Raw genomic sequence first — 15,715 nt, 5'->3', positions numbered from 1 at the left:
GCCATACGACAACGTCTACAAAAAAGGAATCGCCGGGTGCGGCGGGCGCTCTAGGTTAGAGGCTCTTGCCTAGCAGGCGGGCTCGGCGTCCATACTCTCGGCAACGTCATCGACGACATCGGCAACGGGAGCGCCCGGCATACGTACGAGCTCCATATGCTGCTCTTCAAAGACGGTTCCCATGGGGAAGGCATGGCGGAAGATAAAGCGAGCAACCGGACCAGCCACCAGCAGGTTCCAGGGCAGGGCCATGATAAAGTTGCGCGGAATGTTGACGAGCCACATCATCGACAGCACCTGCAGATTGGCAAGCGGGCCGCCGGGCATATGGAGCAGGCCTTCACACGCGCCGTAGAGCGACATGATGATGACCATGGGAACGACCATGCAGGAGCTGACGGCGAGCGTCATGGCAAGCGGTGAGCTCTTACCCGGCGTGACCAGGAATTTAAAAGCGAAACCCTTGGCAAGGGGGCTGGCAACAAACCAGTCGCAGCACATGGCAAAAATGTAGGCAACGGGGAAGCCGAGCCACGCGGCGGCAATGACCTCGCCGTTGATGGCCCCGTGCTGCAGGGCAACGTTGTAGATGCTCATCCAGAGCACCATGCAAAAGCACATGATAAAGGTGAACAGCAGGCTCTCTCGTTTATTGATAGGCATAAAGGGCAAAATCCTTTCTGTGTTACGCCGCGGTGCACAACAAAAACGGGCGGGCGAGATGAAGCTACTGGGACTTCATCTCGCCCGCCCGTGGTACGTGCGTCTGCGACTACTTATGTGGTGGAACTACCCTAACACGAACAGCACACGCTTCGTAAGCGTTGAGTTTATGAAGATGCAGGGCACCGATAATCCCCCGACCCCATAAGTTGCAGTGGAATACGGACTGTTTTGACCCTTTAAGCAGCAATTCAGTCCCTATTTCACCGCAACTCATTTGGTGCAAAGTAACCTGTCCCCCCTTGTACCAATTAGCTGGTGTGGCGCCAGCGAGGGTCGGTGAGCGTACGCGCCACACCCAGCCCAACGGGCAGAAACGCTACGATGAGCACTGCGCGCACAAACCAGCCGAGCATATTGACTGTGTCGAAGGTGCACATGTAATACATAGAGCGATAGAGATACAGACCGGGCACCATAATGACAATCGAAGGCACCGTGAGGGCGATGCGCGGGTAGGTGAGCTTGACTTCGGCCAAGCTTGCCAGCAGACCCGATACCAGCGCGCCGATAAACGCTGCTGCCTCGGGAGGCATTCCCGTGCTGAGGCCCAGGAAGGGAATCATCGTCGGCGCATCGACAAGGGTCAGACGCAGGGTATTGGACACGGCGCCGATCAACCCAGCTGCCGCGGCCATCTTTACCGGGCTGTTGAACATCACCGAGAAGCCGAATACGCCAACGAAGCTCATCACCACGCGCAGGAGCGTAAGGGCAAGCGGCGAAAGGCCCAGTGGGGCAAAGTCGTCCGGCGCCAGTCCCACACACTCGGCAACCATCCAACCTACGAGGGTCGCCATCACAATAATCGACACAGCATACGAAAGACGCTCGATACCGCTTCGCATGTCGAGCTTAGCGATGTCGAGACCTGCCGTAATGAGCGGAAAGCCAGGAATCACAAAGAGCATGGCGCCGATATAGCCTTCTTGGTGCGACATTGCACCCGGAACAACCTGGGCGAGGCCGAGCAATGCCAGCAAATATGAGATACAGGCCAGTGCGACACCGAGCGTCAAAGCGCTGAACTGACCAAGGCCTTGCTTGAGAATATGGGAGCGGGCAAAGTTGCCGACACCCGCGCCCACGAACGCGCATGCCATCTCAATGGGACCGCCACCAAGTAAAAAGACAAAGGCGCCACAGGCGCAGGCTGCCGCAAGGCCCTGTTGCCAGGGCGCGTAATCAGGTTTTGAACTCTCAACGGTCTTGAGCATCTCGTGATACTCGTGCACCGTGAAGCGACGACCATAGGTCTCGATTTCCTTGAGGAAACTCTCCATCATCCAAATGCGATGGGTGTTGACGCCGGTTGTCGGCAGACTGACGACCTCGTTAAAGCAGTGGCCATCTTCGATGCAAGTACACTCAAACGACAGGAGACTTAAGTCAACATGGATGGTGACACCGAGTACGGCGGCGACTCGATTCATGGTATCGCGTACGCGCCAGGCACCCGTTCCACTCGCGAGCATAAGCATACCGGTGCGGCAGACGATGGATGATTTATCGGTGAGCGGCGCATCGACGGCAAGTTCATCGCCTGCCGTCACGATCTGGTGCCAGTCAGTTTTCATATGGAGCGCGCCGGCACGAACGCCGTGGTGCATGGGGGCTCTCGAAAGCAGCGAGTTAAGGCGCGAAGACTGTGGGGACTCCGTTGATTCGTCCTCAACCTCATCAGTCTCTTCATCGACCAGATCAAAGGAATCAAGCGGCGCTGGCTCGCGACGGTCGATCAGCTCCTCGTCCTCATCATCAAAGTAATTGAACTGATCGAGCATGTCCTCTTCGATTGCGCGCTCGCTCGCTTCGTCCATCCCGGTGCTCCCTTCCTATCGACTAACCCCCATCCTAGACAGCGACGGCTAAAGGAAACATAAAAGAGACGACTGTCATGCGAGCCATGCGTGCAATAGCCATTGGGTAGTCGTTTAAGAACGTCCCCAACGACTACTCCGGCAACGCCGATGTTTTGGCAACGACAGCGAGCGACGTCCAGGGCGAACAAGTTGGCATGAAAAAGGCAAGGCATAGACCTTCTGGTCATGCCTTGCCTTTTGAATGACAAATTGTCGCCCTGGGCGGCGCGCAGCGTCGGCTGGTCCGCCGTTCGGTAGAACGGCGGAACCAATTAGTACATCTTTGCGCCGGCGGGAATGGAGGCGTCGAGCTGGATCAGGTTGAGGCGCTCCTCGCCCTCCTCCTCGTGGATGGCACTGATGAGCATGCCGCAGCTGGGGATGCCCATCATCTTGCGCGGAGGCAGGTTGGTGATGGCAAGCAGGGTCTTGCCGACCAGGTCCTCGGGCTCATAGTATTCGTGGATGCCGGAGAGGATGGTGCGGTCGGCACCGGCACCGTCGTCGAGCGTAAAGTTCAACAGCTTCTTGGACTTCTTGACGGCCTCGCATGCCTTGACCTTCACAGCGCGGAAATCGCTCTTGGAGAAGGTATCGAAGTCGACGAACTCCTCAAACAACGGCTCAACGGCGATCTTGGAGTAATCGAGCGTGGGCTTAAGCGACTTAACGAACGGGCTCGCGGCGTTGCCGGCCTCTGCAGCCTTGGCGGCAGCGGCACCGGACTGGAAACCCTTCTCGGGCTTCATGTGCGGGAACAGCAGGACATCGCGGATAGAAGCCTGGTTGGTGAGCAGCATGACCACGCGGTCGATACCGATGCCAATGCCGCCCGCGGGAGGCATACCGTACTCGAGGGCGCGCACGTAGTCCTCGTCATACTCCATGGCCTCATCGTCGCCGCCAGCCTTCTCGGCCATCTGGGCGGCAAAGCGCTCAGCCTGGTCGACCGGGTCGTTGAGCTCGGAGAATGCGTTGGCGTACTCGTGGCCGGCGATGACCAGCTCAAAGCGGTGGGTCAGACGCGGGTCGTCCTCAAAACGCTTGGCGAGCGGGCTGACCTCGATGGGGTAATCGCACACGAAGGTCGGGTTGACGATGGTGTCCTCGCCCAGCTCATCGTAAATCTCGGCGATGATCTTGCCGGCAGTCCACTCGGGCTTGATCTCCAGGCCCTTCTCGCGCGCGGCGGCAGCAAGCTCCTCGACAGGCGTGTCGATGGTGACCTTCTTGCCGAGCACGTCAGAGACAATATCAGTCATGGGACGACTTGCCCACTCACCGGACAGATCGATGGTCTGGCCCTGGTACTCGATGACCTCGGGGTTGCCGATGGCCTTGTTGGCAGCCTTGATGACGCCCTGGGCGAGCGCCTTCATGCCCTCGAGATCGGAGAAGGCACGGTAGGCCTCCATCGTGGTGAACTCGGGGTTGTGGGTGAGGTCCATGCCCTCGTTACGGAAGATACGACCGATCTCGAAGACGCGCTCAAAGCCACCGACGATGCAGCGCTTGAGGTGCAGCTCGGTAGCAATGCGCAGGTAGCACTCCTGATCGAGAGCGTTGAAGTGCGTGATGAACGGCTTAGCCGTAGCGCCACCCTGAATGGTCTGCAGGATGGGGGTCTCGACCTCCATGTAGCCGTCGGACTCCATAAAGCGACGGAAGGTGGAGAGGATCTGCGAGCGCTTGCGGAAGGTCTCGCGAACATCGTCGTTGGCGATCAGGTCGACATAGCGCTGACGATAGCGGGTCTCCTTGTCGGAGAGACCGTGGAACTTCTCGGGCAGCGGGCGAACGGCCTTGGAGAGCAGGGTCGCGCTCTTAGGGGCGACGGAGAGCTGGCCGCGCTGAGTACGCACAACCACACCGGTCACACCCAGGATATCGCCAAGGTCGAGGGCCTTGAGCGTATTCCAGGCTGCCTCGTCCATGTCGTTGATGCGGCAGAACAGCTGAATCTCGGCCGTTGCGTCGCGCACGACGATGAACATGATCTTGCCCTGACCACGCTTGGCGACCACGCGGCCGCCGATCTTCACGACGTCCTCGGTGTCTTCGCCATCGGCAAGATCGGCATACTTAGCCTCGATGTCGGCAACGTAGTCCTCGATCTCGGAGTGCTCGGGATAGGGGTTCTGGCCCGCCTCGAACAGGGCGGCGCGCTTGGCCAGGCGCGTGGCGCGCTCGTCGTTGAGCGTCGATGCCTGCTCGGCGGCGTTTTGGTTCTCTGCCATAAGTTAGCTCCTCAAACTAAAACGCTCCCCAGGATTCGGTCCCAGGGAGCGAAAACATACCTTTACGCGGGACCGTGGTCTAGCGTGCGATCTTGGCGATGGTGTAGACGCGAGTCTTGCCGGAAGGCGTAACGACCTCGACGGAGTCGCCCTCGCCGTGGCCGATGATGGCGTGGCCGACCGGGGACTCGTTGGAGATCTTGTGCTCGAGCGAGTTGGTCTCGGTGGTACCGACGAGCGTGACTTCCATGACCTCACCGTTGGGATCAATCAGCGAAACGGTGGAACCGATGGAGACGGTCAGATCGCCCGTGGTGGCAGCAACCTGAGCGTTGGCGAGAATAGCCTGAATCTCGGCAATGCGAGCAGCATTCTGAGCCTGCTTGTCCTTGGCGGCATCGTACTCGGAGTTCTCCGAAAGGTCGCCAAACGCGCGGGCTTCCTTGATGTCCTCGACGATCTCCTTGGCGTAATCGCCCTCACGCCAAGCGAGCTCCTCGACGAGCTTCTGGCGGCCCTCAGCGGTCAGTACGATCTGGCTTGCGTCCATACGGATATCTCCCCAACTATGATGTAACAATCAACTGTCAACATAACGAAAAAGACCGGCTAGCCTGCGGGCAAGCCGGTCAGGTGCTCACCCCAAAGGGATGGGACTACTCTGCGTCCGCGTCGCCGTCCTCTGCCTTCTTTTTCTTGGCGGCGGCGAGCTGGGCCTCGAGCTCTGCGATCTTCTTGTCCTCCTCGGACTCCTCGACCACAACGTCCTCGGCCTGCTTGGTCTCGTCCTTATCGTCGCCCTCCATACCCTCGCGGATATTCTTGACGGTAGAGCCGAGGGACTTGCCGAGCTTCGGCAGGTTCTTGGGCCCGAAGATAATCAGGACAACGACGAGAATAATGATGAGCTCAGGAGCCCTCAGTCCAAACATGTAGACCTCCACAAAACAGCGAGACAAGCTCGAATGAGTATACCGCGGGTATCGCGGTATCACAACAATAGCTAAAAAAAGGGACCGCAAGAAGCGGTCCCTCCTCATGCTCTGGTCGGGTTGACTGGATTTGAACCAGCGACCCCTGCGTCCCGAACGCAGTGCTCTACCAAACTGAGCCACAACCCGTTAGCTCGACTATAGTAACAAAGTTTTTCGCCGCGTGCTAGAGAAATTTTTATTTCTTTGACGCGTCGATTTGTACCGTGTTGGGAATAAGCTCAGTCGCGCAGGACCACCAGCCATTTTGCTGGGCGGCGTCGACAAGCCTTTCGGCCGTGGCGGCGGTGTCGCAAATGGCAAAAGAGCAGGCACCCGACCCGCACACGTCCACGGCAACGGTTCCCTCCTGTTCGCTCAGCCAGTCGAGAACCGCCTGGATCTGCGGCTCCATCAAAGCAGAAATGACGCCCAAGTTGTTATGGATGAGCGAATACGCCATCTTCGCATCACTCACGCTAAGAGCCGATGCAATGGCGCCGGGCGCAGTCGCGGGCACCGGGGCCTCGTCAAAACGTCGATAGGCCTCAATTGTCGAAACGCTCGCCTCCCGCGGCTTGACCAGCACAACGGGCGTCACAGGAAGCGCGGGGTACTCAGTTGCCAGAACGTCTCCCCCACCCACGTAGAATGCGGGGCTCGTATGCAAAAAGAACGGCACGTCGGCGCCGATGCCACGCGCAATCTCATCCAGCGCAGGATCAGTGCGGTCGATGCCCCACAGCTCAGCCAGGGCAACGATAACCGCCGCGGCATCCGTCGAGGGGCCGCCCAGGCCGGCGCACAGCGGGATGCGCTTCTCAATCGTCACGCACACGTTTGCCTCGCGCCCGAAATGATCGGCCATGGCGACGGCGGCGCGGTAGGCAGTATTCTTTTGCATGGGAAAATCTGATGCCGGAACCGTCTGGACGGTCAACGCCTGCGCCGGCGTGACCGTCACGGTATCGGCTAGGCCGACAGCTGCCATCAGGGAATCGACGTTGTGGTAGCCGCGGGTATCGCGCTCGGTATGAACCCCCAGGTAGAGGTTAATCTTTGCCGGCGCAGTAAGGATGAGGGACCGATCGGTCACCGTTAATGCTCCTCGAGCTGGTTGCCGAGCGGAGTAAAGATGTGCTCGCCGCTCTCGGGGTCGAACAGTTCAACCTGACCGGTAAGGACGTCGATGTACTGGTAGGACTGACGCGACTTGCGGCCGCGGCGCTCGTCAACCTCGACGATAAAGACAGCCGGGTGGACGCTCTTGATGGTACCCATGCGCTCGACAACGCGGGTACGGCCCATGTTGGCCTTCACCTTGACGCGATCGCCCACCATATCGGTCAGCTTCTCGTGGATGTCGTCGACGTAATTGACTTCCATCTCTTCCATGAACAGGGCCTCCAGAAGGTGCAATTCAAAAAGGGGATAATACCCCTAAGATAGACAAAACTCTAATACTATAGCACCCTGTTACAACCCCACGCAAGTAGCTAATTAGGCCACTTACAGATTGTCGGTATCGAGGACAATGGTGAACGGGCCGTCGTTGACCAGGTCGACTTTCATGTCGGCGCCAAAGATGCCGTGCGCCACGTGGTCGACGTCCTGGGCGACGAGCGTCAGAAAGTACTCATAAAGCTCGTTGGCGACATCGGGCGCGCCAGCATCCGTAAACGACGGACGACGGCCGTGGCGGCAATCGGCAAACAGCGTAAACTGCGACACCACGAGCACCTCGCCGTCGACATCGGCAAGCGCCAAGTTAGTCTTGCCGTTCTCGTCCTCGTTGATACGCAGCCCGCGGAGCTTGCCCCATAGTTTATCGGCCTCGGCACGCGTATCGCCATGGCCCACACCCAGCAATACCAGATAGCCGCGCCCAATGCGGCCCACGCACTCGCCGTCGACCGTCACACCGGCGTTGAGCACGCGCTGCACCACCGCACGCACGGCCTACTCCTCGCCCGTGAGTTTGGCGGACAGGTGCTCAAGTGCATGGAAACGATGGCTGATGGCGTTCTTCTCGTCCGCTGTGAGCTCGGCCATAGTTTTGCCCGGCGTATCGACCGGCAGGAACAGCGGGTCGTAGCCAAAGCCGTGGTCGCCGCGGCCCTCGTGTGCGATAACGCCCTCGCAGGCGCCCTCGCCATAGGTGACCAGGCCGTCTTGGTCGATGAGCGCAACGACACTCATAAAGCGTGCGGTGCGATCCTCGTCTGCCACGCCTTCCAGATTAACGAGAAGTTTGGCATTGTTGGCGGCATCATCGCCGTGTACGCCCGCATAACGCGCGCTATACACACCCGGCTCACCGTCCAGCGCGTCGACGACCAAGCCGGAATCGTCGGCGATGGCCATAAGGCCCGTCTCCTCGACCGCAGCCTGCGCCTTGATGATGGCGTTCTCCAAAAACGTCGTGCCGTTTTCCTCGGGGTCCTCAAAATCGCCCAGCTGGCCGAGCGCCACAAAGCGCACCTCGGGCATGACCTTGCCCAAAATGGCCTCGATCTCGGTGAGCTTATGGGCGTTACCCGTGGCCACAACAATGGTCGCCGCCGGGTCGAGGGTGTCGATGTCAATCTTCTCAAGTGCCATAGCTGGCCTCCTTGTCTCTTATAGCAATGCCGTGTAGAGGACGACGAGGGCCTCGGCCTCTCCCCTCTCAATCAACGGCAGTCTTATACTTCGGCGTTTTCTCAGATTAAACCTGCCAAAATCAACATCCCCTTTTGGCAGGTTAGGCGAGGGCTTGACGCTGAAGCTCGATGAGCTCGGCGATGCCCTTGTCGCCCAGATCGAGCAGGGCGTTGAGACGCTTGCGGTCGAAGGGCGCCTGCTCGCCGGTACCCTGGAGCTCGATCATCTCGCCGGAGTCGGTGGCAACGAGGTTCATGTCGACCTCGGCGTGGCTGTCCTCGGAATAATCCAAGTCGAGCAGGGTGTTGCCGTCGACGACGCCCATGGAAATAGCGGCAACCTGACCGGTAAGCGGAATGCGCTCGAGCTTGCCCGCCTCGACCCACATGGCAAGGGCGTCGTGCAGCGCCACCCAGGCGCCGGTGATGCTCGCCGTACGCGTGCCGCCATCGGCCTGGATCACATCGCAGTCAACGGTAACGGTGTACTCGCCGAGCGCCTTCATGTTGACGACGGTGCGCAGGCTGCGGCCGATCAAGCGCTCGATCTCCATGGAACGGCCCTTGCGGTTGGCATGTTCGCGCTTGCAGCGCTTGCCGGTCGACGCCGGCAGCATCGCATATTCCGCCGTTACCCAACCGGCCTTAGCGCCCTTGCGCCAGCCCGGAACGCCCTCCTCGATGGTGGCGGCGCACAGCACGCGCGTGTCGCCAAACTCTGCCAGGCACGAGCCGTGGGCGTGCTTCATGACGCCGCGGGTGAGCTTAACGGGACGCAGCTCGTTTGCGGCGCGGCCGTTGGCGCGGTTGACCTGCATATATTCCATGGAACTATCCTTTCGGCAAAAGAGTGGCGAAGACTCCGGCGACATTGCGTGCCTAACCGAGTTCGTCGATATCGACATGCTCGATGCTTTTGAGCGGCTGGCCAAAGATAAAGCTGCCCGCCACCGCAAACTCGGCAATGTTGTCGGACGTGGTGGCAAAGCGATGCTGCGGCTCGGCGGTGTTGCCCGCCAGCTGCTCACGGCGCGTGAGGATATCGGTCAGCTCGCGGGTGGTCTCCTCGGCGGAGCTCACCACGCGCACCCCGGGCCCCAACGCATGACGGATGGGGCCTACCAGCAGCGGAAAGTGCGTACAGCCGAGCACCACGGTATCGATGCCACGATCGTGCAGTGGCTCGACTGTGGCGTTGACCAGCGCGCGAACGGCTGGCGTATCAAAAATATCCTCGTTTTCGAGCCACTGCTCCTGCAGATGCGCGCCCGAGGCGAGCTCGTGCTCGACAACCTCGACAAAGCTCGAGGCAGGGCAGCCATACACGTCCACGCCGGCATCCAAGTCCTGGATGGCGCGCGTGTAGGCGCCCGAGCGGATGGTGAGGTTGGTGGCGAGCACGCCCACACGGCGCGTGCGGGTGCTGTTGATGGCGGCACGCGCGCCCGGCGCGATTACGCCAATCACGGGGACATCGAGCACCTGCTGAGCCAGGCGAAGCGCCGCTGCCGTCGCCGTATTGCAGGCGATGACCATGATCTTGACGTCGTGTCTCGAAAGCCAGCGCCCCGCCTGTAGCGCAAACGAGCGCACCTCGTCCTCGGTGCGGGTGCCGTAAGGGCAGCGCTTGGTATCGCCAAAGTAGTAGACGGACTCGTGCGGAAGCGCCGTCGCAATCGCGCGCGCAACCGTCAAGCCGCCCAGGCCCGAGTCGAACACGCCGATGGGGCGCGTATCACCGGCCAGATTCTCGATATCGGACATTACCTCACCAGATTCTCTCTCGAAAAGATATGGCCAAGCGTAACGGTGCCGCGCTATGAACGGGCCGCGACGAGCAGCTCCGCCGTCGCCGCCCAGCCGTCAACGATCCTGCCGCGCGTGACAAAGGCGTTATCGCAGGACGCAAGAAACTCGGGCGCGCCGGCGCTGGTCAGACCGTTCTCGACCAGGCAGAACGTGCCCACGTGGTCGGCCATGTAGAAATCAGACTCGGAATCGCCGAGTGCCAGCGTCTCGTCGCGCTCGATGCCCAGATGCTCGCAGAAACGCGCGACCGCCACGCCCTTGTCGAGACCCGACGGATTGATGTTAAAGGCACGACCGTCCTCGGCGCGATCGAGCTCGAGGGTCGTCGGCTTGGACAGATGAGTCAAGTGGCCGTTGCAGGCCCAGACCAGACCGCAGCCGGCCTCGTCGAGGATGGCCTGCGCCTCGTCATCGGGAATATCGCCGCGCATGCCGACGGTGACCTCGCGGTACTTATAGCCAGTCGACATGTCGTTGTGGTACTCGATCTTGTGCGGCCAACGAGCGAGAATCTTCTCGCACACGCCGGTCTGCTCAATCACCTGGTGCGGCGTAAGGCCGCAGGCGGGGTCGTAAGGCATGTCGCCGGTCAGATACTCCCAGTCGTTGGCCTTGAGGTCGTACATGACCAGGCCACCCATCTCGCCAATGTAGGAGTTGAGGCCGAGCACGCGGGCATCTTCGTGGATCATGGTGCGGTTGCGACCCGAGGTGGGAATTACCTGGATGCCAGCGCGGGCAAGCGCCACGACGGCCTCGACGAGCTTGGTCGAGGGATTGCCGTCGTTGTCGCGCAGCACGCACGAGCCGGGCGCGAGCATCGTGGCGTCCAGATCGGTAAAGACGTACTTGACCTTGGCAAGGCGCTCGCGCATCTCGCCCGAAAGCTCGGCAACGGTCGGCAGGGTGTTGTGGGACATGGTCACTCCATTTATTACGTAGAAAAGGCTTAATCTTGGTACCGCGTTTTCCCTAAGGTGAACACGCTTGAGAGACACTGCATCATCGGGCGTCGAGGATCCGCAAACGCCATCCTAAAGGCAGCAGCGCTTAGGCGTCGTACGCCGCAAGGATGCGCTTGAGAACCGAGCCATCACGCTCGCAGGGCTCGGGTCCGTTCTTGCGCAGCATGCACTCCTCCTCGCCCTTGCCGGTCACGATAACCACAGCGGGGCGGTCGGTCTCGCGCACGGCCGTCTCGATAGCGGCGGCGCGGTCGCACACGATCTGCCAGCTATCGTTTCCCTGCGCCTGGACATTGCGCGCGATCTCGGCGCAGATGTCCTCGACGTCCTCGGGGCCCGGGTCATCCTCGGTAATCACGATGCGATCGGCGTACTTGCCGGCAGCGATACCCATCGTAGTACGGCGATCGACACCCTTGCCTCCCGTTGCACCAAAGACAACCGCCAGCTCGCGCTCGGGATAGTTCTCGCGCAGGTCGCGCAAAAGCGTCTCGAGGCTCATGCCGTTGTGCGCATAGTCAACGACGCCCAAAATCTTGCCCGATACAGACGGATAGAGCTCCATGCGACCGGGAACAAAGACGCCCTCAAAGCCATGGACGATGCCCTCTTCGGAAATGCCGAGGGCCTCGGCGCAGGCAATCGCGGCAAGCGCATTGGACACGTTGAACTTGACGGGCGTGGGGATCACGATGTCACGCGTAAAGCGCGGCGTGCGGACCGTGGCGATCACGCCGCAATCGCCGTTGCGAATGGCCAACGCACGCACGTCGGCGCGTCCATCGGTCAGCGAGAACGTCACCGCGTGCTCGCAGCGGGACGCCGCCTCGAGCACGCGGTCGACGTGGTCCATATCGAGGTTGACCACGGCAAAGCGGCTCTGCGAAAAAATCTTGAGCTTGCTGGCAAAGTAATCCTCGAGCGTGGGGTGCTCGATCGGCGAGATATGGTCCTCACCGATATTGGTAAAGGCGCCCACTTCAAAGTCAATCTTGCCCGTACGCTCGTATTTGAGGCCCTGGCTCGACGCCTCCATGACCAGCCACGGAGCGCCCGCCTCGGCGGCATGGGCGATACGCGACTGCAAAAGGAAGGACTCGGGGGTCGTTAGCTTAGAAGGACCGGTCTCGATACCGTCATCGAACTCGATACCCGTGTTGAGGGCTGGTCGATGACGGCCCGTGAGCTTAGCCTCGTTGGCAAGAATGCCACGCAGATAAAAGCTGCAGGTCGACTTGCCCTTGGTGCCCGTAAAAGCGCAGACCTTCACCTTGCCCGAGGGATGACCGTAATAGGCGTCCGCCACCACAGCGAGCGTGCGGCGGATATCGTTGACGATCACAGCGGGAATATCGACGTCGTAATCAACCTCGGACACGTACGCCACGGCGCCTTCGGCAATCGCCGAGACCAGATACTCGGGCTTGAACGCACGGCCCTTGCAGACAAACAATGTGCCCGGACGTACCTGGCGCGAGTCGTCGGTCGCAAACTCGATGCGCTGGTCGCAAAGAGTATCCGGCTTGGAAACAACAAGGGCCTCGGCCTCGAGCAGCTCCACATAGCGCATCAAAGCCAGCTTCTCCTTCGTCGTACCCGACATATAACGACCTTTCTCGCTAAACCTAACCTTAAAAGAGCAAAAACCGTCCCAGATGAATCCGGTCGCGCCCCTGTATTATCAACCATCCTAATATGCCACCTGACCTTGCGAGTGTCTCAGCACCCTAAAAACTTGCAAGGACCAGCGCACGGTTAATTCGAAATAACAAAACCCCCGCCCTACAAATGCGCGCGATGCGGGGATGACCAGTGAGTTTGTCATGCTCTACAAGGACACGTCGCTGCTTTCGAGCGTCGGCGTCATGGAACTCATGCTGTTCTCCAAAAACCTCACGACCACCACGGGCAACATCACACCCTACATTTGCGCCGCACCCTACTATCTGGTTGTGACGATTCCGCTCATCCACGTCGTCGCCAAGGTAGAGCACCGCCTTGCCAAGCGCGGCAAGCGCTAGCCCCTCTCGCGCTCTCGCACACAGCAATCGTCGCAGTCACGGCCCGCCGCTTCACCCAACGTGCGGGCCGTGGTTTTTCGGTCCCCTCGGCGCTTATGCCCCATCACGAAGCAAAAGATTGGCATGATAGTAAGGATTGATTGATATCGACTGCTGCAAACCTTGCGGCAGCGCACCTAAGCCGTCAGCAGAAAGGATCTTGCATGTGCGGTTTTGTCGGTTTTACCGGTACAGATAAACAGAGTGAGCTGGTTCTCACGGCCATGATGAATCGCATCATCCATCGCGGGCCGGATATGGGTGGCCAGCACATCGTCGATAACGTCGCCCTCGGCTTCCGCCGTCTTTCGATTCTCGACCTTTCCGAGGCTGGCGCTCAGCCCATGTCGAGCGATGACGGCAAGGTCACCATCGTCTTCAACGGCGAGATCTACAACTTCCAGGAGCTTCGCGCCGAGCTCGAGGCTGCCGGCTACGTCTTCCACTGCAACGCCGACACCGAGGTCCTGGTGCACGGCTACGAGGCGTGGGGCGAGGACCTGGTCAACCGCCTGCGCGGCATGTATGCGTTCGTGATTCACGACCAGAACAGGAACAAGCTCTTCGGCGCCCGTGACATCTTTGGCATCAAGCCGTTCTATTACTACCGGGCCTCCGACGGCTCGCTGCTGTTTGGCTCCGAGATCAAGAGCTTCCTGGACCACCCCAAGTTTGAGAAGGCCGTCAACCGCGATGCGCTGCGTCCCTACCTCACGCTGCAGTTCCCTGCCACGGAGGAGACGTTCTTTAAGGGCGTGTTCAAGCTTGCCCCCGCGCATTGCTTTACGTACGACCTTACGACCAACACTATGGATATCAAGCGCTACTGGAGCTGCGACTTTACCGATGACAACTCCAAGAGCTTCGAGGAGTACGTGGACGAGTGCGACAAGGTCGTGCACGAGAGCGTTGCCGCGCACCGCATCGCCGATGTTAAAGTTGGCTCGTTCCTCTCCGGCGGCGTCGACTCCAGCTACATTGCCGCCTGCCTCATGCCCGACACCACGTATTCCGTCGGCTTTGACTACAAGAACTTCAACGAGACCAACTACGCCGCCGAGCTTTCCGACAAGCTTGGCATTAAGAACGTGCGCAAGATGATCACCGCCGACGAGTTCTTCGACGCGCTACCCGATATCCAGTACCACATGGACGAGCCGCAATCAAACCTCTCCAGCGTACCGCTGTACTATCTGGCACAGATGGCCGCCGAGGAAGTTACCGTCGTCCTTTCGGGCGAGGGCGCCGACGAGCTGTTTGCCGGCTACGAGTGGTACGAGGACACCCCCGAGATGCGATCCTTCAAGAAGCGCGTGCCGCTCGGCGTGCGCCGTGCCCTGGGCTCGCTCGTTCAGCATCTCCCCTACTTTAAGGGTCACAACTTCCTGACCAAGTGCGCCGAGGTCCCCGAGCGCTGGTACGTGGGCCAGGCAAAGGTGTTCGACCCGTCCGAGGTTGACGAGGTTCTCAAGCCAGCTTACGACACCGGCAAGAACGCCTCCGAAATGTGCGCAGAGTACTACAAGCAGGTCCCCGACTGCTGCGAGCTCTCTAAGAAGCAATATCTGGATATGAACATGTGGCTTCCGGGCGACATCCTGCTCAAGGCAGACAAGATGTGCATGGCACACTCCCTGGAGCTCCGCGTTCCGTTCCTGGACAAAAAGGTCATGGAGTTCGCCGAGCATATTCCCGCCAACTACCGTGTCAACGAAGAGGGCTGCAAACTTGTCCTGCGCCACGCCGCCAATCGCACGCTGCCCGATGAGTGGGCAACACGCAAGAAGGTTGGCTTCCCGGTGCCAGTTAAGTTCTGGCTGCGCGAGCAGAAATACTACGACTACGTCAAGGAGTACTTCACCGCACCGTGGGCTGCCGATTTCTTTGACACCGATGCGCTCATGAAGCTGCTCGACGATCACTTTGAGGGCCGCGCGCTCAACCAGCGCAAGATCTATACCACGCTGACGTTCCTCATTTGGTACAAGCGCTTCTTTATCGACGAGAACAAGGGCACCGAAGTCGCCGCTTAGATTTCGTTATGAATTAGCGGTGAACCCCGCAGGGTTTCCGCTATACTCAATTCCCGCGGGCGATTGGCGCAACGGTTAGCGCAGGTGCTTTACACGCACAAGGCTGGGGGTTCGAATCCCTCATCGCCCACCACTTGATTGAAAAGGCTCCCAGCGATGGGGGCCTTTCCCTTTTGGGCCCAGTGCAGAGGGATTCGAACCCGCAAGGGTGCGGAGCTGAGGAAACGCGAAGCGTTTTCCAGCGCAGCACGCAAGGAGCGGAGCGACGAAGCGGAAGCGGGCGGCGCCAGCCGCACGCGGACATCCCTCATCGCCCACCACTTGATTGAAAAGGCTCCCAGCGATGGGGGCCTTTCCCTTTTGGGCCCAGTGCAGAGGGATTCGAACCCGCAAGGGTGCGGAGCTGAGGAAAC

The 15,715-nt window shown here is 60.0% G+C and carries 15 protein-coding genes and 2 tRNA genes; 3 read left to right on the top strand and 14 right to left on the bottom strand.

What is annotated here, in order from left to right; translation table 11 throughout:
* Nucleotides 1–69: 69 nt before the first annotated feature.
* The 14 genes from ACTQZF_RS04475 to ACTQZF_RS04410 all read right to left on the bottom strand — a co-directional run bounded on the left by ACTQZF_RS04475 (nt 70) and on the right by ACTQZF_RS04410 (nt 12,812).
* Nucleotides 70–663, bottom strand: a complete 594-nt coding sequence (locus ACTQZF_RS04475; protein ID WP_441554656.1) for a DUF2798 domain-containing protein — start codon at nt 661–663, stop codon at nt 70–72.
* Between the two features lie 311 nt (nt 664–974).
* On the bottom strand, nt 975–2,543 hold the full coding sequence (locus ACTQZF_RS04470) for a threonine/serine ThrE exporter family protein (protein WP_441554655.1): 1,569 nt from the start codon (nt 2,541–2,543) through the stop codon (nt 975–977).
* A 314-nt stretch (nt 2,544–2,857) separates the two neighbouring features.
* Nucleotides 2,858–4,822, bottom strand: coding sequence for a lysine--tRNA ligase (gene lysS, locus ACTQZF_RS04465; protein WP_441554654.1), 1,965 nt, complete (start codon nt 4,820–4,822; stop codon nt 2,858–2,860).
* A 79-nt stretch (nt 4,823–4,901) separates the two neighbouring features.
* Nucleotides 4,902–5,372, bottom strand: a complete 471-nt coding sequence (gene greA / locus ACTQZF_RS04460) for a transcription elongation factor GreA (protein WP_006234960.1) — start codon at nt 5,370–5,372, stop codon at nt 4,902–4,904.
* Nucleotides 5,373–5,478: 106 nt separating this feature from the next.
* Nucleotides 5,479–5,754, bottom strand: a complete 276-nt coding sequence (gene tatA / locus ACTQZF_RS04455) for a twin-arginine translocase TatA/TatE family subunit (RefSeq protein ID WP_195838497.1) — start codon at nt 5,752–5,754, stop codon at nt 5,479–5,481.
* A 112-nt stretch (nt 5,755–5,866) separates the two neighbouring features.
* Nucleotides 5,867–5,943, bottom strand: a tRNA-Pro gene (locus tag ACTQZF_RS04450).
* 49 nt (nt 5,944–5,992) lie between these two features.
* Nucleotides 5,993–6,889, bottom strand: coding sequence for a 4-(cytidine 5'-diphospho)-2-C-methyl-D-erythritol kinase (ispE, locus tag ACTQZF_RS04445; RefSeq protein ID WP_441554653.1), 897 nt, complete (start codon nt 6,887–6,889; stop codon nt 5,993–5,995).
* A 2-nt stretch (nt 6,890–6,891) separates the two neighbouring features.
* The gene (locus ACTQZF_RS04440; RefSeq protein ID WP_118206416.1) at nt 6,892–7,188 is read right to left on the bottom strand and encodes a Veg family protein; all 297 of its coding nucleotides are present in this window, start codon (nt 7,186–7,188) and stop codon (nt 6,892–6,894) included.
* A 114-nt stretch (nt 7,189–7,302) separates the two neighbouring features.
* Nucleotides 7,303–7,749 carry a D-aminoacyl-tRNA deacylase gene (gene dtd, locus ACTQZF_RS04435; protein WP_117797049.1) on the bottom strand — a complete coding sequence of 149 codons (447 nt, stop codon included), beginning with the start codon at nt 7,747–7,749 and terminating at the stop codon, nt 7,303–7,305.
* A gap of 3 nt (nt 7,750–7,752) precedes the next feature.
* The gene (rdgB, locus tag ACTQZF_RS04430; protein ID WP_118206636.1) at nt 7,753–8,394 is read right to left on the bottom strand and encodes an RdgB/HAM1 family non-canonical purine NTP pyrophosphatase; all 642 of its coding nucleotides are present in this window, start codon (nt 8,392–8,394) and stop codon (nt 7,753–7,755) included.
* 142 nt (nt 8,395–8,536) lie between these two features.
* The gene (gene rph / locus ACTQZF_RS04425; protein WP_117799672.1) at nt 8,537–9,262 is read right to left on the bottom strand and encodes a ribonuclease PH; all 726 of its coding nucleotides are present in this window, start codon (nt 9,260–9,262) and stop codon (nt 8,537–8,539) included.
* A gap of 52 nt (nt 9,263–9,314) precedes the next feature.
* Nucleotides 9,315–10,199 (bottom strand): glutamate racemase, encoded by an 885-nt coding sequence (murI, locus tag ACTQZF_RS04420; RefSeq protein WP_117769301.1) that lies wholly within the window; start codon nt 10,197–10,199, stop codon nt 9,315–9,317.
* A 53-nt stretch (nt 10,200–10,252) separates the two neighbouring features.
* Complete coding sequence (locus ACTQZF_RS04415; protein ID WP_441554652.1) at nt 10,253–11,164, bottom strand: HAD family hydrolase; 912 nt, start codon at nt 11,162–11,164, stop codon at nt 10,253–10,255.
* A 130-nt stretch (nt 11,165–11,294) separates the two neighbouring features.
* The gene (locus tag ACTQZF_RS04410) at nt 11,295–12,812 is read right to left on the bottom strand and encodes a Mur ligase family protein (RefSeq protein ID WP_441554651.1); all 1,518 of its coding nucleotides are present in this window, start codon (nt 12,810–12,812) and stop codon (nt 11,295–11,297) included.
* 202 nt (nt 12,813–13,014) lie between these two features.
* Between ACTQZF_RS04410 and ACTQZF_RS04405 the strand changes: the two genes are divergently transcribed.
* The 3 genes from ACTQZF_RS04405 (at nt 13,015) to ACTQZF_RS04395 (ending at nt 15,435) form a co-directional block, all read left to right on the top strand.
* The gene (locus ACTQZF_RS04405; RefSeq protein WP_441033411.1) at nt 13,015–13,230 is read left to right on the top strand and encodes a hypothetical protein; all 216 of its coding nucleotides are present in this window, start codon (nt 13,015–13,017) and stop codon (nt 13,228–13,230) included.
* Nucleotides 13,231–13,433: 203 nt separating this feature from the next.
* Nucleotides 13,434–15,302: an asparagine synthase (glutamine-hydrolyzing) gene (gene asnB / locus ACTQZF_RS04400; protein WP_441554650.1), complete on the top strand. Its 1,869-nt coding sequence runs from the start codon at nt 13,434–13,436 to the stop codon at nt 15,300–15,302.
* A gap of 57 nt (nt 15,303–15,359) precedes the next feature.
* Nucleotides 15,360–15,435 (top strand) — tRNA-Val (locus tag ACTQZF_RS04395).
* Nucleotides 15,436–15,715 lie beyond the last annotated feature (280 nt).

This window comes from Collinsella sp. LCP19S3_H3 (assembly GCF_052119145.1).
In the GTDB taxonomy this organism is placed as follows: domain Bacteria; phylum Actinomycetota; class Coriobacteriia; order Coriobacteriales; family Coriobacteriaceae; genus Collinsella.
The sequence above is the reverse complement of the archived record's forward strand: the minus strand, read 5'-3'. Positions and strand labels throughout refer to the sequence as shown.